The organism is Bradyrhizobium sp. HKCCYLS1011 (assembly GCF_051167795.1).
Taxonomy (GTDB): Bacteria; Pseudomonadota; Alphaproteobacteria; order Rhizobiales; family Xanthobacteraceae; genus Bradyrhizobium.
Genome location: NZ_JBNPTT010000021.1, coordinates 1 through 23,958 on the forward strand (window position 1 = coordinate 1; position 23,958 = coordinate 23,958).

The 23,958-nt window shown below is 64.0% G+C and carries 23 protein-coding genes and 1 pseudogene; 20 read left to right on the top strand and 4 right to left on the bottom strand.

Annotated features, from left to right (window positions below; genetic code table 11):
- From ACQR1W_RS39590 to ACQR1W_RS39665, 16 genes and pseudogenes are all read left to right on the top strand, one after another.
- A pseudogene (locus tag ACQR1W_RS39590) lies at positions 1 to 99 on the top strand (response regulator); the annotation flags it as partial.
- Between the two features lie 18 nt (positions 100 to 117).
- The gene (locus ACQR1W_RS39595) at positions 118 to 591 is read left to right on the top strand and encodes a chemotaxis protein CheW (protein WP_008974383.1); all 474 of its coding nucleotides are present in this window, start codon (positions 118 to 120) and stop codon (positions 589 to 591) included.
- Positions 592 to 631: 40 nt separating this feature from the next.
- Positions 632 to 1,021: a response regulator gene (locus ACQR1W_RS39600; RefSeq protein WP_434855850.1), complete on the top strand. Its 390-nt coding sequence runs from the start codon at positions 632 to 634 to the stop codon at positions 1,019 to 1,021.
- 28 nt (positions 1,022 to 1,049) lie between these two features.
- Positions 1,050 to 1,925: a CheR family methyltransferase gene (locus ACQR1W_RS39605; RefSeq protein WP_434855851.1), complete on the top strand. Its 876-nt coding sequence runs from the start codon at positions 1,050 to 1,052 to the stop codon at positions 1,923 to 1,925.
- Between the two features lie 17 nt (positions 1,926 to 1,942).
- Positions 1,943 to 2,266, top strand: a complete 324-nt coding sequence (locus tag ACQR1W_RS39610; protein ID WP_434855852.1) for a PilZ domain-containing protein — start codon at positions 1,943 to 1,945, stop codon at positions 2,264 to 2,266.
- Positions 2,267 to 2,452: 186 nt separating this feature from the next.
- Positions 2,453 to 2,962: a response regulator gene (locus ACQR1W_RS39615; RefSeq protein WP_434855853.1), complete on the top strand. Its 510-nt coding sequence runs from the start codon at positions 2,453 to 2,455 to the stop codon at positions 2,960 to 2,962.
- A 125-nt stretch (positions 2,963 to 3,087) separates the two neighbouring features.
- Complete coding sequence (locus ACQR1W_RS39620; protein WP_434855854.1) at positions 3,088 to 3,780, top strand: alpha/beta hydrolase family protein; 693 nt, start codon at positions 3,088 to 3,090, stop codon at positions 3,778 to 3,780.
- Between the two features lie 76 nt (positions 3,781 to 3,856).
- On the top strand, positions 3,857 to 4,837 hold the full coding sequence (bioB, locus tag ACQR1W_RS39625; RefSeq protein WP_434855855.1) for a biotin synthase BioB: 981 nt from the start codon (positions 3,857 to 3,859) through the stop codon (positions 4,835 to 4,837).
- Between the two features lie 148 nt (positions 4,838 to 4,985).
- A complete protein-coding gene (locus ACQR1W_RS39630) occupies positions 4,986 to 5,462 on the top strand; it encodes a hypothetical protein (protein WP_434855856.1) in 477 nt (158 codons plus the stop codon).
- A gap of 232 nt (positions 5,463 to 5,694) precedes the next feature.
- Complete coding sequence (locus tag ACQR1W_RS39635) at positions 5,695 to 6,639, top strand: TRAP transporter substrate-binding protein (protein WP_434855857.1); 945 nt, start codon at positions 5,695 to 5,697, stop codon at positions 6,637 to 6,639.
- 8 nt (positions 6,640 to 6,647) lie between these two features.
- Positions 6,648 to 8,681, top strand: coding sequence for a methyl-accepting chemotaxis protein (locus ACQR1W_RS39640; RefSeq protein WP_434855858.1), 2,034 nt, complete (start codon positions 6,648 to 6,650; stop codon positions 8,679 to 8,681).
- A 189-nt stretch (positions 8,682 to 8,870) separates the two neighbouring features.
- Positions 8,871 to 9,815 carry a TRAP transporter substrate-binding protein gene (locus tag ACQR1W_RS39645; RefSeq protein WP_434855870.1) on the top strand — a complete coding sequence of 315 codons (945 nt, stop codon included), beginning with the start codon at positions 8,871 to 8,873 and terminating at the stop codon, positions 9,813 to 9,815.
- 15 nt (positions 9,816 to 9,830) lie between these two features.
- Positions 9,831 to 11,864: a methyl-accepting chemotaxis protein gene (locus ACQR1W_RS39650; RefSeq protein WP_434855859.1), complete on the top strand. Its 2,034-nt coding sequence runs from the start codon at positions 9,831 to 9,833 to the stop codon at positions 11,862 to 11,864.
- 190 nt (positions 11,865 to 12,054) lie between these two features.
- Positions 12,055 to 13,071, top strand: a complete 1,017-nt coding sequence (locus ACQR1W_RS39655) for an ABC transporter substrate-binding protein (RefSeq protein WP_434855860.1) — start codon at positions 12,055 to 12,057, stop codon at positions 13,069 to 13,071.
- A gap of 159 nt (positions 13,072 to 13,230) precedes the next feature.
- On the top strand, positions 13,231 to 14,004 hold the full coding sequence (locus ACQR1W_RS39660; protein ID WP_434855861.1) for an ABC transporter ATP-binding protein: 774 nt from the start codon (positions 13,231 to 13,233) through the stop codon (positions 14,002 to 14,004).
- Positions 13,997 to 14,830 (top strand): ABC transporter permease, encoded by an 834-nt coding sequence (locus ACQR1W_RS39665; protein WP_434855862.1) that lies wholly within the window; start codon positions 13,997 to 13,999, stop codon positions 14,828 to 14,830. The genes ACQR1W_RS39660 and ACQR1W_RS39665 overlap by 8 nt, the downstream gene beginning before the upstream one ends.
- 61 nt (positions 14,831 to 14,891) lie before the next feature.
- On the opposite strand, the gene gtdA is transcribed toward ACQR1W_RS39665, so the two are convergent.
- Complete coding sequence (gene gtdA / locus ACQR1W_RS39670) at positions 14,892 to 15,929, bottom strand: gentisate 1,2-dioxygenase (protein WP_434855863.1); 1,038 nt, start codon at positions 15,927 to 15,929, stop codon at positions 14,892 to 14,894.
- Positions 15,930 to 16,026: 97 nt separating this feature from the next.
- Here gtdA and maiA point away from each other — a divergent pair, with 97 nt between their 5' ends.
- Positions 16,027 to 16,659 carry a maleylacetoacetate isomerase gene (gene maiA, locus ACQR1W_RS39675; RefSeq protein ID WP_434855864.1) on the top strand — a complete coding sequence of 211 codons (633 nt, stop codon included), beginning with the start codon at positions 16,027 to 16,029 and terminating at the stop codon, positions 16,657 to 16,659.
- Positions 16,649 to 17,158: a MarR family winged helix-turn-helix transcriptional regulator gene (locus ACQR1W_RS39680; RefSeq protein ID WP_434855865.1), complete on the top strand. Its 510-nt coding sequence runs from the start codon at positions 16,649 to 16,651 to the stop codon at positions 17,156 to 17,158. The genes maiA and ACQR1W_RS39680 overlap by 11 nt, the downstream gene beginning before the upstream one ends.
- Before the next feature lie 25 nt (positions 17,159 to 17,183).
- Here ACQR1W_RS39680 and ACQR1W_RS39685 read toward each other — a convergent pair whose 3' ends face one another.
- From ACQR1W_RS39685 to ACQR1W_RS39695, 3 genes are all read right to left on the bottom strand, one after another.
- The gene (locus tag ACQR1W_RS39685; RefSeq protein WP_434855866.1) at positions 17,184 to 18,794 is read right to left on the bottom strand and encodes a benzoate-CoA ligase family protein; all 1,611 of its coding nucleotides are present in this window, start codon (positions 18,792 to 18,794) and stop codon (positions 17,184 to 17,186) included.
- On the bottom strand, positions 18,791 to 19,930 hold the full coding sequence (locus ACQR1W_RS39690) for an FAD-dependent monooxygenase (RefSeq protein WP_434855867.1): 1,140 nt from the start codon (positions 19,928 to 19,930) through the stop codon (positions 18,791 to 18,793). Before ACQR1W_RS39690 ends, ACQR1W_RS39685 begins: the two co-directional genes overlap by 4 nt.
- 104 nt (positions 19,931 to 20,034) lie before the next feature.
- Positions 20,035 to 21,036 carry an NADP-dependent oxidoreductase gene (locus tag ACQR1W_RS39695; protein ID WP_434855868.1) on the bottom strand — a complete coding sequence of 334 codons (1,002 nt, stop codon included), beginning with the start codon at positions 21,034 to 21,036 and terminating at the stop codon, positions 20,035 to 20,037.
- A gap of 210 nt (positions 21,037 to 21,246) precedes the next feature.
- Between ACQR1W_RS39695 and ACQR1W_RS39700 the strand changes: the two genes are divergently transcribed.
- The gene (locus ACQR1W_RS39700; RefSeq protein WP_008974362.1) at positions 21,247 to 22,542 is read left to right on the top strand and encodes a dicarboxylate/amino acid:cation symporter; all 1,296 of its coding nucleotides are present in this window, start codon (positions 21,247 to 21,249) and stop codon (positions 22,540 to 22,542) included.
- 11 nt (positions 22,543 to 22,553) lie between these two features.
- Entirely contained in the window at positions 22,554 to 23,477 is a 924-nt protein-coding gene (locus ACQR1W_RS39705) for an amino acid ABC transporter substrate-binding protein (RefSeq protein WP_434855869.1), read from the top strand.
- Positions 23,478 to 23,958 lie beyond the last annotated feature (481 nt).

Here is a 23,958-nt window from a genome sequence, read left to right on the forward strand (position 1 = left end):
GACTACATCGCCAAGTTCGACCGGCCGGGCCTGATCGCGGCGCTGAAGGAGCAGGTCGAGGAGCGGGCCCGCGCCGAGGCCGCCAGAGAAGCCGCGTAAGTGTAGGAGTGTGGCGAGATGAGCAGCAAGATCGAGATTTCCGACGGCGTGGTCGTTGAATACGTCACCGCCCTGATCGGCGGCCAGCTGTTCGGCCTGCCGATCTCGCGCGTGCAGGACGTGTTCATGCCGGAACGGTTGACGCGGGTGCCGCTGGCCTCGGCCGAGATCGCGGGCGTTCTGAACCTGCGCGGCCGCATCGTCACGGTGATCGACATGCGTGCGCGGCTCGGCCTCGCCAAGGCCGATGACGGCAGACCGCCGATGGCGGTCGGCGTCGACCTGCGCGGGGAATCCTACGGCCTCCTGATCGACCAGATCGGCGAGGTGCTGCGCCTTCCCGAGGAGAGTCGCGAAGAGAATCCGGTCAATCTCGATCCGCGGATGGCGAAATTTGCGGGGGGTGTGCACCGCCTCGATGGCCAGCTCATGGTCGTGCTCGACGTCGACCGCGTCCTGGAGCTCCTGCCGAAGGCAGCGCTAGCCGCCTAATCACTTCGCCAGCTACCGTCCCACCAGGGAGAAAGCAGAAATGAGAACGTGTTTGGTCGTCGATGACTCCAGCGTGGTGCGCAAGATCGCGCGGCGCATTCTGGAAGAAATGGCGTTTGAGGTCGTCGAGGCCGAGGACGGCGAACAGGCACTGGAGATCTGCCAGCGCGGCCTGCCGGATGCCGTTCTGCTCGACTGGAACATGCCGGTCATGGATGGCTATGACTTCCTGGGTCGATTGCGACGTCTGCCCGGAGGCGAGGGGCCCAAGGTGGTGTTCTGCACGACTGAGAACGACATCGATCACATCTCGCGGGCCCTGAACGCCGGCGCGAATGAGTACATCATGAAGCCGTTCGACAAGGATATCGTCTCCGCCAAGTTCCAGGAGGTCGGACTGATCCAGGCAATGTCGTCCGAGTCCGCCTGATCCTCTACCCGCCGAGAAGAGGTCGCCCGTGAACCAGCCTGATTATGATTTCCTGCGCAAGCTGCTTCGGGAGAAGTCAGGTCTCGATCTGTCTGCGGACAAACAATATCTGATCGAGAGCCGACTGCTTCCTCTTGCTCGCAAAGCCGGACTGGCCGGCATCGCCGATCTGGTCCAGAAGCTGAAGGACGGATCCAGTGCCCTGATCAATCAGGTGGTCGAGGCCATGACCACCAACGAAACCTTCTTCTTTCGCGACAAGGTGCCGTTCGATCATTTCCGCGAAGCGATCATGCCGGAGCTTCTGCGGGCCCGTGCCAGTCGGAAATCGCTGCGGATCTGGTGCGCGGCCGGTTCGACCGGCCAGGAGCCGTATTCGCTGGCAATGTGCGTCAAGGAGATGAGTGCTGCGCTCAGCGGCTGGCGCGTCGAGATTCTCTCCACCGATCTCTCCCAGGAGGTTCTGGAGAAGTCCAGAGCCGGGCTCTACAGTCAGTTCGAGGTGCAGCGCGGTCTGCCGATCCAGCTTTTGGTCAAATATTTCAAGCAGGTCGGCGAGCTGTGGCAGATCAATCCTGAGATCCGCGCCATGGTCCAGCATCGCCAGCTCAATCTGCTGCACGATTTCTCGCAGCTCGGCACGTTCGACGTGATCTTCTGCCGCAACGTTCTGATCTATTTCGATCAGGATACCAAGATCAACATCTTCGGTCGTCTCGCCAAGGCAATGGAGCCGGATGGATTCCTGGTGCTTGGTGCCGCGGAAACCGTGGTCGGACTGACGGAAGTCTTCAAGCCGCTCACCGAGCGGCGCGGCCTGTACCGGCCGAACGCCGCTGCGCCCGCCAAGCCGGCGGCCGGGCTCAGCGGGCTGCAGAAAATCGCAAGCATGGCAGGGCGCTGAAAGCGCGGGGCACCAAGATGTCTGATGAAAACAAGGGCACAGAGCGCGTCACCTTCAGCCGGGGTTATGACGTCTGCATCATGGGGATCGATGGCACCTGGCGGCGGGACTGCCAGCTCAATGCCATTTCCGACAATGATGCCGTGCTGACGGTGGAAGGCTCGATCCAGGGCCTCAACCTCAAGGAATTTTTCCTGTTGCTATCCTCGACGGGGCTCGCCTACCGGCGCTGCGAACTGGTGCGGGTCAACGGCTCCGAGATGGACATTCAGTTCATCAAGGGCAAGAACAAGAAGAAGCGATCGAGCGCCTCATCCGGTCAGGAGGCCATGAGCGGCTGAGCCGCGCAATGGTCTGTACTTTGGCGTGCCGGCTAGAAAGCCCGGCTGCAGAGATCGCGCGGCGCGCGGCCTGCAAAGCGCTGTACAATCACTAACGGAAATGCGCTGTCTTTCCGTCGATCGTTTTACGCAACGGCAGGGGCCGTCGTGTAGGCATCGAACATCAGTGAATTGATCGAGGCACTCATGTCAGTCATCAGTTCGGATGCGGTGCGCGCGAGTTCCAGCGCGGGGCCTGAGGGCGCAAGTCGGGCGCTGCAGCTCCTGATCGTCGACGACGATGCGACGCAGCGGGCGCTGATTGCGGTCGCCGCCAAGCAGGCGGGCCATGTCGTGACCGCCGTCGGTGGCCGCGACCAGGCGATGGAAGCGATCCGCAGCAAGCGCTTCGATTGCATCACGCTCGACCTCATGCTCGGGGATGGAGACGGTACCGAGGTTCTGAAGACGATCGCCGATTGCCGCTTCGCCGGCTCGGTGATCGTGATCAGCGGCATGGATGCATCGCGTCGCAGCGCGGCGCGTTCCTACGCAAAGTCGCTGGCCATCGACTTGCAGAGCCTGCCGAAGCCCGTCGACCTCTCAGCATTGCGCATTTGCCTCGCCAATATCGGCAAGACCGCGCTCGGGCTGCCTACCGTACACTCCTGGGGCGGTGTGGCAGCCGAAAGCGTCGTGGCCAAACATCGCTCCTGAATGCCTGGCAATTCGATCTGAGGCGCCCGGGCGGCCGGCGGCTCTCCGGCTTGGCGTGCGGCCGGCGCGGTTCGATGCGCGGGAGATCTTGCGTTTTGCGGAGCATTGCGCCACGTCTTCGCTTCATGGGCCAGACAGCCGCACAGCAATTAACATTCGACATTGGCGAATCGGCGACAGTCTCCGCCCTTTTGCTTCGTCCCTCCGCGGCTCGCGCCTGTTTCGTGTTTGCCCATGGCGCGGGTGCCGGAATGTCGCATGCGTTCATGGCTGACGTCGCACAGGATCTGGCGGGGCGGGGCATTGCCACCTTGCGCTATCAGTTCCCCTATATGGAGAAGGGCAGCAAGCGGCCGGATCCGCCGGCCCTGGCGCAAGCCGCGGTGCGCGCGGCGGTTAGCGAAGCGGCCAGCCGCTGCCCGGGCCTGCCGCTGGTCGCCGGCGGGAAATCCTTCGGTGCGCGCATGACCTCGCAAGCCCAGGCTCGCTCCCCCCTTCCGGGTGTGCGCGGCCTTGCCTTCTTCGGCTTTCCGCTGCATCCCACCGGCAAGCCGTCGATCGAACGAGCCGACCATCTCGACGAGGTCGCTATCCCTATGTTGTTCCTGCAGGGGACGCGGGACAAGCTGGCCGAGTTGAATCTCCTGCAGCCGGTGGTTGCCCGGCTCGGCGCGCGCGCGAGCTTGCACCTGATCGAGCAGGCGGACCACGCCTTTCATGTGCCGGCGCGTTCGGGACGTGATGATCATGCCGTCATGGATGAATTGCTTGACCTGTTTGCGTCTTGGGTCGATGCGCTGAACAAGCGGCATGACTGACCTCACGATCATTCCACTGGCAGGATGCGGCGCACTCGGCTAAGTCGACGACGCAATTGTTGGAACGGAGAGTGCGATGCTGGGCGTGCAGGATCAGACGGGTGTCGGGGCGGAAACGGTGCTGCCTCGGGCCTGGACCAAAGACCAGGCCTGGGCGCTCTATCAGCTCCCCTTCAACGACCTCCTGTTCCAGGCACAGTCGATCCATCGTCGGCATTTCGACCCGAATCGTGTGCAGCTCTCCAAGCTGCTCAACATCAAGACCGGTGGTTGCCCCGAGGATTGCGGCTATTGCAGCCAGTCCTCGCATCATGCGACCGGCCTGCCCGCCTCGAAGCTGATGGAGGCCGACGCCGTGGTTGCCGAGGCGCGTAAGGCCAAAGAGGGCGGCGCCACCCGCTATTGCATGGGGGCCGCCTGGCGCAATCCCAAGCCGCGCGACATGGACGCGCTGGTTGCGATCTTAAGCGGGGTCAAAGCGCTCGGGCTCGAGACCTGCATGACGCTCGGCATGCTGGACCGCGAGCAGGCCGCGCGCCTGAGCGCCGCCGGGCTCGACTACTACAACCACAATATCGATACGTCGGAGTCCTATTATCCGAACGTCATCTCGACGCGGACGTTCACCGACCGGCTGGAAACACTGGATCACGTCCGGCAGTCCGGCATGAAGGTCTGCTGCGGCGGCATTCTGGGCCTCGGCGAGAGCGAGGCGGATCGCGTCGACATGCTGATTACGCTCGCAAACCTTCCCGAGCCGCCGGAGAGCGTGCCGGTCAACATGCTGATTCCCATCGCCGGCACCCCGCTGGCCGATGCCAGGCGCGTCGATCCGCTGGCCTTCGTTCGTGTCATCGCGCTAGCGCGCATCATGATGCCGACCTCGTTCGTGCGGCTGTCGGCCGGTCGCACGGCGATGACCGATGAGATGCAGGCGCTCTGTTTCTTCGCCGGGGCCAATTCGATCTTCGTCGGCGACACGCTGCTCACCGCCGGCAATCCGGAAGCCGCCAGGGATCGCAATCTGTTCGATCGGCTCGGGCTCGAGCCGCTTTGAGTCTGCACCTGGCGCAACACATAGGGGGTGGCCGTTTGGGTGACGGCGTTGCGGCGCGCTGCAGTTAAACTTGAGATTGTCGAAGATTTCGGGCAGCGTGCGCACTTGGCATAGATGATCCGCGGTTCACATTGCACGGATTTGCATGATGCGCTTTTTTGACCCCTTCGTCTTGATGGCGGCCATTGCGCTGCTGTCACCGGTCTCTGCGGCGCGCGCCGACGCGAAAGTGACGGGCATGGTCACGATCGACGGGGCCTGCAAGAAGCTGACGGTTGGAGGCGAGAGCCGCACGACTGACTGCAAGGGCATACTCCTCAACACTGAATATTCCGATCAGCGCACCGGCTTCTATTTCACTACCATCGACGGATTGATTGTGACGTTCTCGACTCGAGGCGACCAGGAAGTCAGGGCGGACGCAAACACGATCACTGCGCCGGTCGACATGATGATCGTCAGCAGGAAAGGCCAGATCGACAGGATCAAGGCCGCGGGCACGTGCCGCTTCGGTGATCCTTTTCGTGGGCCGACCGTGATCGAATGCGTGGCCGACAGCGAAGGCGGTCGCTACGAGGGCACGTTTCTGTCCAACGGACAGAAGCCCGATCTCAAGACTTTCTGAGGCAGCTTCGGAGCCCGGACATTGCTAACCTGTTAACGGCAGGGGTCCGGCGGATCGCGGTAATTAGTTAGGGGAAGCGGAGGCTTTGAGCGCCTTTTGCCTCGGCGCAGGTCTGTCTGGTCCCGTCCTTAAGACCTTAACCATAAATGTCTGCTACGTCGGCGCTAATCACCAAAACGAACGGTGCGACATGCGCAGACGGTTACGAGGATATCTCATCGGGGGAGCGCTCATGGCGGCCTTGGCGCTGCCTTCGGCGAATGGGGCGCTCGCTTCACCCCGCCTGATCTCCGTGGTCTTCAATTCGCAAGTGCAAAATCCGCAGCAACTTGGAGCGGATGCCTTTCGTCAGAAGCTCATGGCGCTGGACGGCAAGCGGTTCGTGGTTGACGAACGCGCCGGTAATGCATTGGGCAGCGAAGCCACCATCCTCACTGGGACGCGGTCCGGAGCCGTCGACGTCGCGGTGCTGTCGGGCGGCATCGTCAGCAATATCGTTCCTGAGCTCAGCGTCTTCGACATCCCGTTCCTGTTCCGCGACGTCGCGCATGCAAAGGCAGTCATGCAAGGACCGGTCGCCACCAAGGTCGCGGCCAAGTTCGCCGACAAGGGTCTGGTCCTGCTGGCGCTGGGCAAGCAGGGCTTTCGCAACCTGACCAACTCCAAGCGGCCGGTCCGCACACCGGAGGACATCAAGGGGCTCAAGATCCGGGTGATCCCGAACGAGACCTACAAGATGACCTTCCAGGCGCTCGGCGCCGACGTGAAGCCAATGGACTTTCCGCTGGTCTACGCTGCGCTGAAGGACGGGCGGCTCGACGGTCAGGAAAATCCGGTGCCCACGATCGCCTCCAGCCGCTTCCAGGAGGTGCAAAAATATCTGACGATGACGGGCCATTTCTTCGCGCCGATCGTCTTCGTGGCCAATCGCGCGATGTACGAACAACTCGATCCAGCCGATCAGCAGGCGCTCGTCGCTGCCGCCAAGGCTGGCGCAGAAGCGACCTGGCAGTCGCAGATGGATGCTGAGAAGCTCGACGAACTGCGCAAGGGCGGAATGGAGATCATCGAGAAGGTCGACCGCCAGGCCTTCGCCGACGCGGTCAAGCCGCTCGAGCCCGAATTCGAAAAGCGCTTCGGCAAAGAGCTGATTGCCGCCATCCGCTCCACGCAATAGGTCTGGTCATGAAATTGTCCTCGCTACTGTCTTCGATCGGTATCCGCCCGCGGATCTTCGGCGGGTTCGCGCTGGTTCTGAGCTTCCTCGTTCTGCTCGCAGGCTTCGCCGTGGTTCAGGTCGAGCGCATTGGCGGAACCGTCAATGAACTCGTCACCAGCGCTGCGGGGGATGCGGCCATGTCGCAGGTTCGCGCCACGCTGCTCGGCGCCAACAGTGCGGTGGAAAAGTTCATCCGCACCTGGAACCTCGGCGATAAGGACGCCGCCATCAAGGCGATCGACAAGGTTGGCCAGCTCGCCGATCAGGCCGACCAGAAATTCGGCAGGATGGCTGAGATTGCGGACGGCATTGGTCCGGTGCGGGGAGCCCTGGAGTCCTATCGATCGTCGTTTGGGGCCGCCGCTGACGCCGTCGACCGGCTGCGCGCGGCCACGACCAAGACGGACGTGCAGGGGGCGACGGCCGGCCTGATCGCCGGCGGCATCCAGGTTGCGCTCACCAATCGCACCGAGACCGAGCGGCTGATCCATCCGATGCGGCTTGCCGGCACCGTCGACACGGTTCGGATCGCGGTGATGCGCTACGCGGCTACGCTGACCACCGGCGATGCTGACGATGCCAAGCTGACGCTCAGCTATGCCGAGGGCGCGATCGGGGATGCGGAGACGGAGCTGGCGCCGACGGACGAGCCCAAGCTCAAATCACTTGTCACGGCGTTGAAGGCAGCGCTGACCGCCGACGCCGCCGCGCTCGAGGAGGTCATCAAGGTCGCCGCCGATCTCCGCGCCAAGCAGGCCGATCTGGGCAAGGCTTCATTGGCGATCGATGAGCAGGTCGATCGGATCAACCAGAAACTCGGTGCAGTGCGCGCCGAGCAGGGTAACCGGACCGCCGCATCGGTCCAGGATACCCGGACGACCGTGATCTATACGGCCGCTGTCGCGCTGATCATCGGCGCTCTGCTGGCTTGGCTGATCGGCGGCAGCGTCTCCGGGCCGATCCGTGGCATGACCGACCGCATGCAGTCGCTCGCTGAAGGCGAACTCGACCAGCCGATCCCAGGGGGTGAGCAGCGCGACGAGATCGGTCGCATGGCCCGTGCGGTCGAAGTATTCCGAGATAACGCCCTCGCCGTCCGCCGCATGGAGCAGGAGGCGACCGCCCAGCGCGAGGCGACGGAAGCAGATCGGGCGCGGATGATGGCCGAACTCGCCAGCCGATTCGAGCAGGGCATGCAGGGCGTTATCACCGGCGTCGGCGGCCGCGCCGAGCAGATGGGGACGAGCGCCAGCGGCCTGGCGCGCGTCGCCGAGCGTGGTCGCGGCCTGGCCGAAGCGGTGGCAAGCCGCGCCGAGCAGGCCTCGGTCAACGTGCAGACCGTGGCGTCCGCCACCCAGGAGCTGGCGGCCTCGATCCGCGAGATCTCCAGCCAGGTGCAGCGCTCGGTGACGGTCTCCAACCGCGCCACCCACGAGACGCAGCGGACCTCGGAACTCGTCAACGGCCTGTCGAGTGCCGCCGAGAAGATCGGCAACATCGTCCAGCTGATCCAGGCGATCGCCAGCCAGACCAATCTGCTCGCGCTCAACGCCACTATCGAAGCCGCGCGGGCTGGTGACGCCGGCAAGGGCTTTGCGATCGTGGCCAGCGAGGTGAAGAACCTGGCGTCGCAGACGGCGCAGGCGACCGAGCAGATCGCGAGCCAGATCGCCACCATTCAGAGCGCGACCGGCGACACGGTGTCCGCAATCACCCAGTTCGAAGCCACGGTGAGGGAGATCGCCGAGATCTCCAACGCCATCGCAGCTGCCATTGAGGAGCAGGGCGCTGCGACCGGCGAAATCGCGCGCAATGTCGAGGAGGCCGCGAGCGGCACCGCGGCCGTGAGCCGCGAGATCGTCGATGTCCGCGCGGTCGCCGGTGAAACCGATGCCGGGGCCGAAGCCGCCCTTACGGCGGCAGCCGCACTGCAGGAGCAGGCGACGTCGCTGAAGAGCAATGTCGCCGATTTCCTGAGGACGATCCGCTCAGCGGCGTAAGCGCCGGGTTCCGGTTTTCGGGACTACTTAGTTGGCAAAGCCCGCGCACCGGTTCGCGCGGGCTTTTGATTGTTGCTATGCGCGCGGGCGAGATCTGTTCTGCATCGTCCGGCTAACTACCTCCCCTTAATACCTTTCCTACCATTCCTTGCTACGCATTTGCATGCGCTGAACGCAACGGTGGGGGACATGGGCAAATCGATTCGAGAGCTTTGGATCGTCGGAACAATGGCGGCAGCGCTGCTCGCGCCGCATCAGGGCGCAGCCGCGCCGCGGATGATCTCGGTGGCTGCAGGGCCGGAGGTGTTTCGTGAAAAACTCGCAGCCGGCCATCGCTTCATCGTGGATGCGCGCTCGGGCAACGCGCTTGGCGGCGAGCCGATCATCCTTGCCGCGACCCGCTCCGGCGCGCTTGATGCGGCCGTCTTGACCGGTGGCGTCGTCAGCGCCGTCGTCCCCGAGCTGAGCGTTTTTGACATCCCCTTCCTGTTTCGCGACGAGGCGCACGCCAAGGCGGTGATGCAGGGGCCGATCGGCGCGCAGATCGCGGCCAAGTTCGCCGACAAAGGCCTGGTGCTGCTCGCGCTCGGCAAACAGGGCTTTCGCCACCTGACCAATTCCAAACGCCCGATCCGTACGCCCGCCGATATCAAGGGACTCACGATCCGCGTCATCCCGAACGAGACCTATAAGATGGCTTTCCAGGCGCTCGGTGCGAACGTGATCCCGATGGACTTCCCGCTGGTCTATGGCGCGCTGAAGGACGGGCGGCTCGACGGCGAGGAAAATCCGCTGACGACCATCTCGACCAGCCGCTTCTTCGAGGTTCAGAAATACCTGACCATGTCCGGCCATTTCTTCGCGCCGGTCGCTTTCGTCGCCAATCGGGTGATGTTCGAACAGCTCGATCCAGCCGATCAGGAGGCACTGATCGCGGCAGCGAAGGCCGGTGCCGAGGCAACCTGGCAGGCCCAGGTCGAGGACACAAAGTTGCAGGAGCTGCGCACCGCGGGAATGGAGGTCGTCGACAAAATCGATCGCCAGGCCTTCGTCGATGCGGTCAAGCCGCTCGATCCCGAATTCGAGAAGCGGTTCGGCAAAGAGCTGATCGCCGCCATCCGATCCACTCGTTAAGTGTACGGCAGTGTCATGAAATTCTCTTCCATCATGTCTTCGATCGGTATCCGCCCGCGCATCTTCGGCGGCTTTGCCCTGGTCTTGAGCTTTCTCGTGCTGCTCGCCGGCTTCGCCATGGTGCAGGTCGAGCATATCGGCGGCACGGTCAGCGAACTCGTCACCAGCGCGGCGGGTGACGCCGGCATGTCGCAGGTTCGCGCGGCGCTCTTGAGCGCCAATGGTGCGGTGGAGAAGTTCATCCGCACCTGGAACGTCGGCGACAAGGACGCCGCGACCAAGGCGATCGAAAATGTCGGCCAGCTGGCTGATCAGGTCGAGCAGCGCTATGGCCGGCTGGCGGCGATCGCGGAGGGGGTCGGTCCGGTTCGCTCTGCGCTCGACACTTACCGCACATCATTCGCTGCTGCGGCCGAGTCGGTCGACCGGCTGCGCGCAGCGACGACCAAGACGGACGCGCATGGCGCAACTGCGGGACTCGATGCTGGCGGCATTCAGGTTGCGCTCGCCAACCGCACCGATACCGAGCGGCTGTTCCAGCCGCTGCGCCTTGCCGCTGCGGTCGATGGTGTTCGCGTCTCGGCGATGCGTTTTGGAACGACGCTCGCCAACGCCGACGCCGTCGACGCCAAGAACACATTGGCCAATGCACAGGCTGTCGTCACTGCGACGGAGAGCGAAATCGCTCCGACCGGCGAGGCCAAGCTGAAGATGCTAGTTGCGGCATTGAAGGCCGAGCTCACCGCCGATGCGGCGGCGCTGGACGACGTCATCAAGGTGGCCGCAGATCTTCGCAGCAAGCAGGCTGAGCTCGGCAAGGCCAGCACCGCGATCGAGCAGCAGGTCGACCGTATCAATCAGAGGCTCGGTACGATGCGTGCCGAACAGGGCGACAAGACCGCGGTTGCTGTCGCCGACACGCGCCAGACGGTGATCGTCACCGCCGCGGTCGCTCTGGTGCTGGGCTGCGTGCTGGCCTGGCTGATCGGCGGCAGCGTCTCCGGGCCGATCCGTGGCATGACCGACCGCATGCAGTCGCTTGCCGCAGGCGAGCTCGACCAGCCGATCCCAGGGGGCGAGCAGCGCGACGAGATCGGTCGCATGGCCCGCGCGGTCGAGGTGTTCCGCGAGAATGCGCTGACGGTCCGCCGCATGGAGCAGGAGGCGACAGCACAGCGCGAGGCGACGGAAGCCGATCGGGCGCGGATGATGGCCGAACTCGCCAGCCGCTTCGAGCAGGGCATGCAGGGCGTCATCACCGGCGTCGGCGGTCGCGCCGACGAAATGGGCTCGAGCGCCAGCGATCTGGCGCGCATTGCCGAACGTGGTCGTGGCCTGGCCGAAGCGGTGGCAAGCCGCGCCGAGCAGGCCTCGGTCAACGTGCAGACCGTGGCGTCCGCGACCCAGGAGCTGGCAGCCTCGATCCGCGAGATCTCCAGCCAGGTGCAGCGCTCGGTGACGGTGTCCAACCGCGCCACCCACGAGACGCAACGCACCTCGGAACTCGTCAATGGCCTGTCGAGTGCCGCCGAGAAGATCGGCAACATCATCCAGCTGATCCAGGCGATTGCGAGCCAGACCAACCTGCTTGCGCTGAATGCGACCATCGAGGCAGCGCGCGCCGGTGATGCCGGCAAGGGCTTTGCGATCGTGGCCAGCGAGGTGAAGAACCTGGCATCGCAGACCGCCCAGGCGACCGAGCAAATCGCAAGCCAGATCGCGACCATCCAGAATGCGACCGATGAAACGGTGACCGCGATCACCCAGTTCGAGGCGACGGTGCGCGAGATGGCGGAAATCTCCAACGCCATCGCTTCCGCGGTCGAGCAGCAGGGCGCGGCGACCGGCGAGATCGCACGCAATGTCGAGGAGGCCGCGAGCGGCACCGCGGCCGTCAGCCGCGAGATCGTCGATGTCCGCGCGGTGGCAGGCGAGACCGATGCCGGGGCCGAAGCCGCCCTTACGGCGGCCGCCGCGCTGCAGGAGCAGGCGACGTCGCTGAAGAGCAATGTCGCCGATTTCCTGAAGACGATCCGCTCGGCGGCGTAACGCCGGGTTCCAAGGTTACGGCTGTCATCGAAAGAACCCGCGCGAGCTCAGGCTTGCGCGGGTTTTTGCTGTTGCAATTGCTGTTGACGGGATTTTGCCGCGACAACGGCATGGAAATTTGCAACACAGGCGCGCCGGCCTTGGCGTCCAATCCATTTGAGCCGCACAATCAGAACCTGGAGTGACCCGTATGATCCGCTACGCCCGTCTCGCCATGACGGCTTTGCTCGGCTTGGCCACGCTCTTGACCACGCTCGGCGCGGCGCATGCGGACGAGATGGAGAAGGCCAGGATCGGCGTGCTCCGGCTGTCGTCATCCGCACCCGTCTTCATCGCTCAGGACAAGGGCTATTTCCGCGAAGCCGGGCTCGAGGTCGAGCTGAAGTTCTTCGACGCGGCGCAGCCGGTCGCGGTCGCGACCACCACCGGCGATGTCGACGTCGGCATCACCGCCTTCACCGCCGGGCTCTACAATCTCGCTGGCAAGGGCACCTTGAAGATCATTGCCGGCATGAGCCGCGACCGGCCGGGTTATCCGCTGATCGGCTATTTCGCCAGCAACAAGGCCTATGAGGCCGGCCTCAAGACGCCGAAGGATCTTGCGGGCAAGCGCATTGCGATCACGCAGGTGGGCTCGAGCTTCCACTACTCGCTGGGCCTGCTGGCCGACAAATACGGCTTCAAGCTGTCCGACATGAAGCTGGTGCCGCTGCAGTCGATGTCGAACATGGCGGCCGCGCTGAAAGGCGAGACGGTCGATGCCGCGCTGTTGCCGGTCTCGGCCGCGCGCAAGCTGATGGACGACGGCGAGGTGAAGCATCTCGGCTGGGTGGGCGACGAGACGCCATGGCAGGTGAGCGGCGTCTTTGCCGGGCCCAAGACGCTTGCCGACAAAGAACTGGTGACCAGGCTGCTCTCGGCGCTGCAGCGCGCCGAGCGCGAATATCACGACGTGGTGCTCGCAACGGTGAAGGACGGTCAGGCCGCTATCGACGATAAGACCAAGCCGCTGCTTGTGATCATCGGCAAATATACCAACCTGCCGGTCGAGCAGGTCGCCGGCAATTGCGCCTATATCGATCCCCAAGGCAGGCTCGACGTGAAGAATGTCGACGATCAGATCAAATGGCTGCAGGCGCAGGGTTTTGCCGACAAGGGTTATGACGTGGAAGCCATCATCGCGAAAGAATACGTGAAACCGGATTAGCCGCGGGGCCTGGCCTCATCCTTCGCGAGGCCTGCGTTCGCAGGCTCCTCAGGATGAGGGGAACGTGCTATCAGCACGGGCGGCTTAGTTCCTCACGGTGAGGAGCCGCGAAGCGGCGTCTCGAACCATGAGGCCCCGCTTGCCACCTCAGAGACCGCAATGGACCTGATCGCCGATCATATCAGCCACCGCTTCGGCACGCTCGACGTGCTCGACGACGTCTCGTTCACGGTTGCGGCCGGTGAGGTGGTGGCGATCGTTGGTCCGTCCGGCTGCGGCAAGAGCACGTTGCTGTCCATCCTTGGTGGCCTCCTGCAACCCTGCGCCGGCCAGGCGAGTTTGCGCGGCGCGCCGCCATCGGAGACTCTGAACCCGCTGACCTTCGTGTTCCAGGATTTTGCACTGCTGCCGTGGAGCACGGTGGCTGGGAATGTCGAATTCCCGCTGCTCCATTCGCGCTTGTCGGCGCGGGAGCGGCGTGCCGCCGTCGACGATGCGCTCCGCCGGACGCATCTGTCCGACTTTCGCGCCGCCTATCCCAAGCAGCTCTCCGGCGGCATGCGGCAGCGCGCCGGCATCGCACGGGCGCTCGCAGTCCGACCTGCGCTGCTGCTGATGGACGAGCCGCTATCGGCGCTGGACTCGCAGACCCGCGAATTGCTGCTGGAGGATTTCGTCGGCCTGCTGGCGGAGGGCAGCATGGGCGCGATCTATGTGACGCATAATCTGGAGGAAGCGGTGCGGCTTGCCGACCGTATCGTGGTGCTATCGCGGCGTCCCGGCCGCATCCGCGACGTGGTGTCCATCCAGATGCCGCGCGGCGAGCGCAGCGCGCTTGCTGCGCGCGAGCACCTTCTGCCTTTGCAGACCAAGCTGTGGCACCTGATCCGCGCCGAGGCGATCGATGCCGAGCGCGAGGTCCAGCATGCTTGACCGCGCCGATGTCACCGAGTCGCCCGCAGGCGATGCGACCGAGGTCGCGCAGCCGGTGCGCTTCCGGGGCGCCGGTTTTACTCCGGCAACCAGCCGTCACGCCGGCTGGCTCGCGCTCGCTGCTGCGCTGGCGGTGTGGCAGGCGGCCGGCAGCCTGGCGCTGGTCAATCCGCTGTTCCTGCCGACACCCGTGGCGATTGCCCGTGCGCTGTATCAGCTCGCGATGTCAGGTGTTCTGTGGCAACACGTCTCGGTGTCGCTGCTGCGCATCAGCGCTGGCTGGGCGCTCGGCACTGCCTCAGGGATAGTGGTCGGCTTTGCCATCGGCCTGTCGCGCATCGCGCGCAGCATCGGCATCAGCTTCGTCTCGGCGTTGTTTCCGATTCCGAAGATCGCGGTGCTGCCGCTCTTGATTCTCTGGCTCGGCATCGGCGAAGCGCCGAAGGTCGCAACCATCGCGCTCGGCGTATTCTTCTCAACCACGATCTCGGTCTATAGCGGCGTCGACGCAGTGCCGCGCAACTTGATCCGGATGGCGCAGAGCTTCGACGTGCCGTTTGCAACCATCGTGCGCCGCGTGATTTGGCCGGGCGCGCTGCCATCGATCCTCGCCGGCTTCCGCATCACCGCATCCGTGGCGCTGATGCTGGTGGTGAGTGCCGAGATGATCGGTGCCGACGCCGGCATCGGCACATTCGTGCTGCAGGCCGGCAATCTGATGCAGACCGATCAGCTGATGGCGGGCATCGTGATCCTGTCGGTGTTCGGGCTCGCGATCGGCAAATGCATCAGTCTGCTTGAAGCGCGGCTGTTGCACTGGCGCTAGATAGGGAGAGCGCGGCGTCTTCCAAAAAGGTCGTCAAGCCCGGCCAGGACGAGTAGAGCGTTCAAGCATTCCCGCGATCTTCCCGGAACAGGTCGAGCTTCTGCTGCACCGGCCGGTCCGAGAACGAGAACAGCACGGCATCCTCGTCCGCTTCGTGCGTAACCCAGTGCCAGCTCGGCACCACGAACAAATCGCGCGGGCCCCATTCGAAGATCTGCTCGCCGATCCGCGTGCGCCCCTTGCCTTCGATGGCCGTGAACACGGTGGCGTCGGTCGAGCGATAGCGTGCCGTCTCGAAGCCCTTCGGCAGCAGCTGGATGAAGGTGCCGATCGTCGGCATCGCGAAATCGCCGGTCTCGGGATTGGAGAATTTCAGCTTCAACCCGTGACAGGCGTCCCACTCGTCGCGGCGTCTTGCCTGTTCCAGCGCCTCGCGCGTGTAGGAATAGGGATAGCTGAAGATTGGCGAGGTCCGCGATTTGCTGACGGCATCGACCGGCAGCAGATTGTGGCCATAGCGCGCAAAGCTGTCGCCGGCGGGACGGGCGACCTTCTGCTGATCCTGCTGCGCTCCTTCCGCGAAGGACGCATCGAGAAACTGGACCAGCGGGATGTCGAGCCCGTCGAGCCAGAACATCGGCTCGGAGGTCTCGTTGCCATGGTCGTGCCATGTCATCGACGGTGTGATCACGAAATCGCCGGGCTGCATCAGGGTGCGCTCGCCGTCGACGGTCGTGAACGCGCCCTTGCCCTCGAGCACGAAGCGCAGCGCCGACTGGCTGTGGCGATGCGCCGGCGCGACGTCACCGGGGATTACCATCTGGATCCCGGCGTAGAGCGAAGTCGTAATTTTCGATTGTCCGCGCAGGCCCGGATTCTCCAGGATCAGCACCCGGCGCTCGGCCTCTTTCGCGGTGATCAGCCGGCCGGCTTCGACCATGTAGTCGCGGATATCCGCGAACTGCCAGAGATGTGGCCGGCAGGCGCTCTTTGGCTCCGGTGTGATGAGGTCGCTCATCACGGTCCACAGCGCCGTCAGGTTTTCGCCGTCGATCTTCCGGTAGAACGCCTCGCGTTCGGGTGTCGAAATGGCTGCCATGGCCGGCCTCCCGTGAACTTGTTGTTGATTGACAGTATACTGACGATGTCGCTACCGTCAATTGCAGCCATAATGAGGGTCTCAAGGGAGGATCACGATGAAGCTGCACGGCTATTTTCGCAGCAGCGCGTCCTATCGGGTCAGGATCGCGCTGAACCTGAAGGGGCTCGCCATTGAGCACCTGCCGCATCATCTTCGCAAAGGCGAGCAGCGCGCGCCCGGCTATCTCAGACTCAACCCGCAGGGCTTTGTTCCGACGCTGGAGGACGATCACGGTGCGGTCATCACCCAGTCGCTCGCCATCATCGAATGGCTCGACGAGACCCACCCCGAGCCGCCGCTCCTGCCCAAAGATCCGCTTGCGCGCGCCAGGGTGCGGGCCTTTGCGCAGGTGCTCGCCTGTGACACCCATCCGGTGCAGAACCTGAAGGTGCTGGCGCGTCTGCGCGAGCTCGGCCTGCCGGAAGACCGGGTCACGGCCTGGGCCGGCTGGGCCAATCGCGAAGGGCTCGCCGCCTGTGAAACCCTGATCAAGCACGAGCCCGGGCCGTTCTGCTTCGGCGCCGCGCCGACGCTGGCTGATCTCTGCCTGGTGCCGCAGCTCGGCAACGCCCGGCGCTTCGGCGTCGATGTCGCGGCGTTCCCGCGGCTGTTGCAGGCGGAGGCTGCGGCCAAGGCGCTGCCGGCCTTTGCCGAGGCCGCCCCGGAGCGCCAGCGCGATGCCGAGTAAGCCGCCTGACATCACAATGGACGCGGTCTACGGCAAGCCCGGCTATCTGTTCCGGCGCATGCAGCAGATCGCGGTTTCGATCTTCGTTGAGGAATGCAAGGCCTTCGACCTCACGCCGGTGCAATACGCTGCGCTGGTCGCGATCCAGACCCATCCCGGCATCGACGCCACGCGGCTGTCGGCGGTGATTGCCTTCGACCGCTCCACGCTCGGCAGCGTGCTCGAGCGGCTGGAGGCCAAGGATTATATCGCGCGCGAGGCATCGCCCGAGGACAAGCGCGTCAAGCTGCTCACCATCACCAAGGCGGGTGCCGCGTTGTTGCGCAGCATCATGCCCGCGGTCGATCGGGCCCAGGCCCGAATGCTGGCACCGCTGAAATCGGCCGACCGCAAGGCGCTGATGGCATTGCTGGCGCAGCTCGTCGATCTCAACAACGAAGTCTCTCGCGTGCCGCTGCGCGCGGAGGATGCGTTGGAACGCTTGGGGAAGGCGGGGTGAAATCTCGGTCGTCATCAACTGGCGCTCACATCCTCATCACCGCCTGCCTGTCGATCTTGCCTGTGCCGGTCTTCGGCAGTTCATCCACAAACACGATCTCGCGCGGATATTTGTAGGGCAGCAGTTTGGCCTTCACGTAGTCCTGCAGCCGCTTGGTCGTGTCCTGCTCGTCGTAGTCGCCCGCGGTCATCACCACGACAGCCTTCAGGCTCATGCGGCGGTCCGGCAGCTCATGCGCGAACACGGCGCATTCCCTGATCTCGGGATGTTCGATCAGACAGAGCTCCACCTCGAGCGGATAGACCCATTGGCCGGAGATCTTGACCAGATCGTCCGCGCGGCCGCGGAAGAAATGAAAGCCGTCCACGTCGCGCGTGAAGCGGTCGCCGGTGTAGATCCAGCCGCCCTCGCGGATGGTCTCCGCGGTCTTGTCGGGGCGATTCCAGTACAGCGGCGTGTTGGAATCGCCGCGCACCCACAGAATGCCTTCCTCATCGGTGCCGACCTCGCGTCCTTCGCTGTCGCGCAGCGCGATCTCATAGCCAGGCACACGGACGCCCGCGGCGCCGAGCTTTTTCCGATCCTCGCGATTGCAGAGATAGATGTGCAGCACTTCGGTCGAGCCGAGACCTTCGATGATCTCGAGCCCGGTCAGATCCTTCCAGCCGTTGAAGACATCGGCGGACAGCACCTCCGCCGCCGAGACCGCCATCCGCAACGAGGAGAAATCGGCTGACTTGGCGCCGTCCGCCTTGGTCAGCGCGGTGTAGAGCGTCGGCAGGCCGAAGAATACGGTCGGGCGGAAGCGTCCGATGGCATCGAAGATTGCCGCCGGTTTCGGCTGGCCGGGCAATAACAGCGTCGCCGCGCCGGCGGAGAACGGGAACGTGATGGAGTTGCCGAAGCCGTAGGCGAAGAAGATTTTGGGCACCGAGAAGCAGATGTCATCGGGCTTCAGTCGCAGCACATTCTTGGCAAAGGCCTGGTCGCTATAGTCCATGTCGTGCTGCAGATGAACGATGCCCTTGGGCCGGCCGGTCGAGCCGGATGAATACATCCAGAAGGCCATGTCATTGCGATGGGTCTCGGCCTCAGCAAGCTCGGTCGGAAAGCCAGCCAGCCAATGGGCCGCGATCAATGTTTCCGGAGCGGCGTTGGCGGCGGTGTCGCCATTGACGACGATCAGGGTGCGCAGGCTCGTATTCGCACAAGCCTCCGCATTGAACCGCGGCGCAAACTCCGCATCGGCAACGGCAATGGTCGCGCCGGAATCGGCGAGATAGAATTGCAATAGATCCGGTGGCGTCAGCGTGTTGATCAGCAGCGGCACGAGGCCCGCGCGCACCGCGCCGAAGAACGCGGCCGGATAGGCCGGCGTGTCGTCGAGAAACAACAGGATGCGATCGCCAAGCGCGAGCCCCAACGAGGCGAAGCCATTGCCCCAACGGCAGGCCTCGGCGCAGAGCTCGGCATAGCTGCGCCGCCCGGCCGGACCGATCAGCGCCGGGCTGTCGCCGCGCCCCCTCCTGAGATTGTCGAACAGGATGCGGCTGGCATTGTAGCGCGCCGGAATCGCAAAGCCGATCTCGCGTGCGCCGGGGCTGTCGCTTGGGACCTTGTCGTCGATGCCAGTCATGCCCCGCCTCCATCGGCGCGGCGCGCCGCATAGCGCGCCATGAACTGCGGCGCCATCGCGCGCAGCCTGGTGTCGTCGATCCGGCCCGAACGGGTGATGTAGCTGTAGGCGAAATCCATCGGGTCGAGCGACATGTGCTCGGGGAACTTCTCGTACCAGTCGGCGCTGGTGCGCGCGGCGGTGACCAGCTTCTTCACGATCGGCTGCCGCTCGGCCTGGTAGCGAGCGAGCCCATCGGGCAGCCGGCTTTCGGCCTCCAATGCCTTCACCAGCGCGATCGCGTCCTCGATCGCCAGCCGCGTCCCGGAGCCGATCGAGAAATGCGCGGTATGCAGCGCGTCGCCGATCAGCACCACGTTGCGATGCCACCAGTGCTCGTTCCAAACCCACGGAAAATTGCGCCACACCGAGCGGTTCGAAATCAGAGTGTGGCCATCCAGCGTGGCCGCAAACACCTGCTCGCAGATCGCCTTCGATTCCTCGATCGATGTCTCGGCAAAGCCGTAGGCCTGCCACGTCGCACGGTCGCATTCGACCAGGAACGTGCTCGTGTCAGGCGAATAGCGATAGTGATGGGCGTTGAAGCAGCCGCGCTCGGTCGCGACGAAGGTCTGCGACAGGGTGGGGAAGGTCTTGCTGGTGCCATACCAGGCGAACTTGTTGCTGGAATAGGAGATCGAGAAGCCAAAATCGCCCTCGTACGTCCGACGCGCCAGCGAGTTCAGCCCGTCGGCGGCGACGATCAGGTCGTAGCCCGCAAGCTGATCCAGCGATTGCACCTGGGTACCATAACGCGCGACAACGCCCGCGCTCTCCGCGCGCGCCTGCAGCAGCCTCAATAGCTCCAGCCGGCCGATCGCGGAGAAGCCGACGCCATCGATCTCCACGCTTTGTCCGCACAGATTCAGCGTGATGTTGCGCCAGCTTTCCATCCGTGGCGCGATCGCGTCCACGGTGTCGGGATCGTCGGCGCGCAGGAATTCCAAGGCCTGCTCAGAGAACACGACACCGAAGCCCCAGGTCGCATCCGCCGGGTTCTGCTCGAACAGCTCGACATCGGCGTCAGGATGACGCCGCTTCCACAGATAGGCGAAATAGAGCCCGCCAGGGCCGCCTCCGAGCACGGCAATCCGCACGCGCCTCCTCCCAAGAATTGACAGTATACTGTTTATTTTGGCCAGAGACTAATCCGCCGGCGCGACGCGCGCCAGCGAAATCTGCGGGCCTTGTCGACGCGCGCTTAGACCCGGACCATGCGCTTGCCGCGGTTCTCGCCGGCGAGGAGGCCGATCAGTGCCTTCGGCGTATTCTCCAGCCCGTCGATGACATCTTCCTGGACCTTGAGCTTGCCGGCCGCGACCCAGCCTTGCAGGTCGGCGACCGCCTGGTCGCGGCGGCCCATGAAGTCCGTCACGATGAAGCCCTGCATGACGAGCCTCTTTACCACGATCAGGCCAGGCACGCCGCGCGGTCCATGCGCCGATGGTGCCTGATCATATTGCGAGACCGCACCGCAGCAGGCGATCCGGCCATAATTCTTCATCTGCGGCAGGCAGGCTTCGAGAATGTCGCCGCCGACATTGTCGAAATAAACGTCAATGCCGTCAGGCGCGGCTGCCTTCAGGGCCTTGAATACCGCGCCATCCTTGTAGTCGACCGCCGCGTCGAAGCCGAGCTCGGAGGTCAGCCAGCTGCACTTGTCCTTGCCGCCGGCAATGCCGACCACACGGCAGCCTTTGATCTTCGCGATCTGTCCGACGATCGAGCCCACCGAGCCGGCCGCAGCGGAAACGACCACGGTCTCTCCCGCCTTCGGCTTGCCGATCTCCAAAAGGCCGAAATAGGCGGTGAGGCCGGCGACGCCGTAGATGCTGAGCAGGTGCGTCAGCGGTTCGATCTTCGGCAGCTTGGCGAGATGCCTCGCTGGAACAGCCGCATAATCCTGCCAGCCGGTGTCGCCGAAGACGATGTCTCCGACCGCCAAGCCCGGCGCCTTAGAAGCGACAACTTCCGCGACTGCCCCGCCGGCCATCACGCTGTTGGTCTCAACCGCAGCGCGGTAGGTCGCGCCCTGCATCCAGGCGCGATTGGCCGCATCGAGCGAGATGTAGCGCACGCGCAGCAGCACCTCGCCGTCTTTCGGCTCGGGAACGGCGCCCTCGACCATGCGGAAATGCTCGGGACCGAGCTTGCCGCTCGGCTTTTCGATCAGAAGGATCTGGCGATTGATGGTGGTGCTCATGGTGGTCTCTCCCTCTCCGGCCGGCCGTTCTGCCGGTTCTTCATGCAAATCTCCGCGTGCAATCTAGTCACTTGCCCAGATTGTGCGCTGCGGATTCATCTCACATGGATGCAGCATCCGCAAATCCTGTCCTAACAGGCCGCGACATGTTGCGCCCTTGTCAAAATCTGCCAAACTCAACTGAGCCGGGAGTTTGTCAGGGGGTACCGAATGTCGAACAGGTTCACGCAATACATCCTGATTGCGATGGTGCTTGGCATCGTGACGGGGACGCTGATCTTCAACTTGATGCCGGATGGCCGGGCCGAGTTGGCCGCCGACATCAATCTGATCGCCATGCTGTTCCTGCGCCTGATCAAGATGATCATCGCGCCGCTGGTGTTTGCGACCCTGGTCGGCGGCATCGCCCATATGGGCTCGGGCGCCAAGCTCGGCCGCATCTTCGCCAAGACCATGGGCTGGTTCATCAGCGCCTCCTTCGTGTCGCTCCTGCTCGGCCTCCTGATGGTGAACCTGCTGCAGCCCGGCTCCAACTTTCCCGGCACCCTGCCGGATAAGACGCAATCGACCGGCTTGCCGGTCTCGGCCTTCTCGGTCGAGAAATTCCTGACCCATCTGATCCCGACCTCGATCGCGGATGCGATGGCGCAGAACGAGATCCTGCAGATCGTGATCTTCGCGGTGTTCTTCTCGGTCGCGATGGGCGCGCTGCCGGAGCGCTCGAAGACGCTGCTGCAGCTGATCGACGATATCGGCCATATCATGCTGAAGGTGACGAGTTATGTGATGCTGTTTGCGCCGCTCGCGGTTTGGGCGGCGATCACGGCAACGGTCGCCAAGAACGGTCTTGCCGTGTTGTGGAAGCTCGTCGTGTTCATGGGCGGCTTCTATGTCTCGCTCCTGATCCTGTGGGCGGTCCTGGTGGTCGTCGGCTTCGTCGTGATCGGGCCGCGCTACAGCCACCTGTTGAAGCTGATCCGCGAGCCGCTGATGATCGCATTCTCCACCGCGAGCTCGGAAGCCGCTTATCCGAAGACGCTCGAGGGCCTGAACCGCTTCGGCGCCTCGAAGCGCATCTCCTCTTTCGTGCTGCCGCTCGGCTATTCCTTCAATCTCGACGGCACGATGATGTACTGTACCTTCGCAAGCATCTTCATCGCCCAGACCTATAAAATCGACATGCCGCTGGGCACCCAGCTTGCGATGCTCGCGACCTTGATGGTGACCTCGAAGGGCGTAGCCGGCGTGCCGCGCGCTTCGCTGGTCGTCATCGCATCGACCCTGTCGCAGTTCGGCATTCCGGAAGCTGGGCTGCTGATGATCATGGGCATCGACACCTTCCTCGACATGGGACGCAGCGCCACCAACGTGATCGGCAACACGCTTGCGACCTCGGTGGTCGCAAAGTGGGAGGGCGAGCTTGGGACGGAGCATGCGCTCGGGCCGTCCGACGTCGTGCCGCCGGACATGATCCCCGGCGAAGTGCCGGCCATGGCCGGACATTGAGGGAGGGCGCCATGCGCCTTCGCGCAAGCTTCGCATGGGTCGCGGTCGGAGCGATGCTGGGCCTCGCGCTCGCGAGGCCCGCTACCGCTCAAAGCGGCGGCGAGGGCCTGTCGCCCACGCTTGCCGCGATCAAGGCACGGCACGCCGTGCATCTTGGTTATCGTGAGAGCTCGCCGCCGTTCTCGTTCCTGGACCAGGCGGGCCGTCCGATCGGCTACAGCCTCGAGCTGTGCGAAGCGATCGTCGAGGAAATCGGGACCGAGATCGACGATCCGGCATTGCGGATCGAGTATGTCAAGGTGACCTCCGACGATCGCATCTCCGCGGTGCTGGACGGCAAGATCGATCTCGAATGCGGCTCGACCACCGCCAATGCCGAGCGCTCCAAGCAGGTCGCGTTCTCGCCGCTGATGTTCGTCGCCGGCACCAAGCTGATGGTGCCCAAGGGCTCGGCGATCTCGGCGGCGACCGATCTCAAGGGCAAGACCGTGGTGGTGACCAAGGGCACAACCAACGAAGTCGCGATGCATAATGCCGACAAGAAGTTTTCGCTCGGCCTCACTGTCGTGACGTCGCCCGATCATGAGCAATCCTACCAGATGCTGGCGGACGGCAAGGTCGACGCGTTCGCCACCGACGACATCCTGCTCTACGGCCTGATCGCGCGGCACAAGTCGCAGGACAAGTTCCGGGTCGCTGGCGACTATCTGTCCTACGATCCCTACGGCATCATGTTCCGCAAGAGCGAGCCTCAGCTCGCCGCCGTGGTCGAGCGCGCCTTCCGCAGGCTCGGCTCCAACCACGATCTGATTCCGCTCTACAACAAATGGTTCGGCGGCCGCCTGCCGACCGGGGAGAGGCTGAACGTGGCGATCTCGCCGCAGCTCGAGGAGGCCTTCCACGTCCTCGACGACAGTCCGAGTGGGAATGAGTAGGGCAAGTTCATAGGTGACGATCCTCGACATCAGTCGTGATGTCCCGCAGGCGGAGCATCCAGTATTCCAGAGCTGTCGTGGCCAAGACATCGAACGCCGCGGTGTACTGGACCGTCCGCCTTCGCGGACGGTGACCAGGTGGATGAGGTTACTTTATCGCGCTTCATCTCATTCGACCTGCCGTCTCATTTGACCTGTCATACAGCGTGACGCGGCTTTGCTTTCTCGCGGCGTGACGCGCCCGAGTGATACAGCAATCATGTCCCTCCGATATCGAGAGGGCGCAGGGAAGGCCGGGTATCCGCTGATACCCATGGTCCGCGTGCAGCAAAAAGCACGCGGCAGAACCACAGGTTCAGCCGAATACCGGCCTTCCCTGCGCAATGGTTTAGCGGCTTATACGTGCTCTTGTGTCTTCCAAATGTGCCAAGAAGTGCGAACGGGCGGTTCTCACCAACCGCCCGTCGCAGGATCTGAGCCC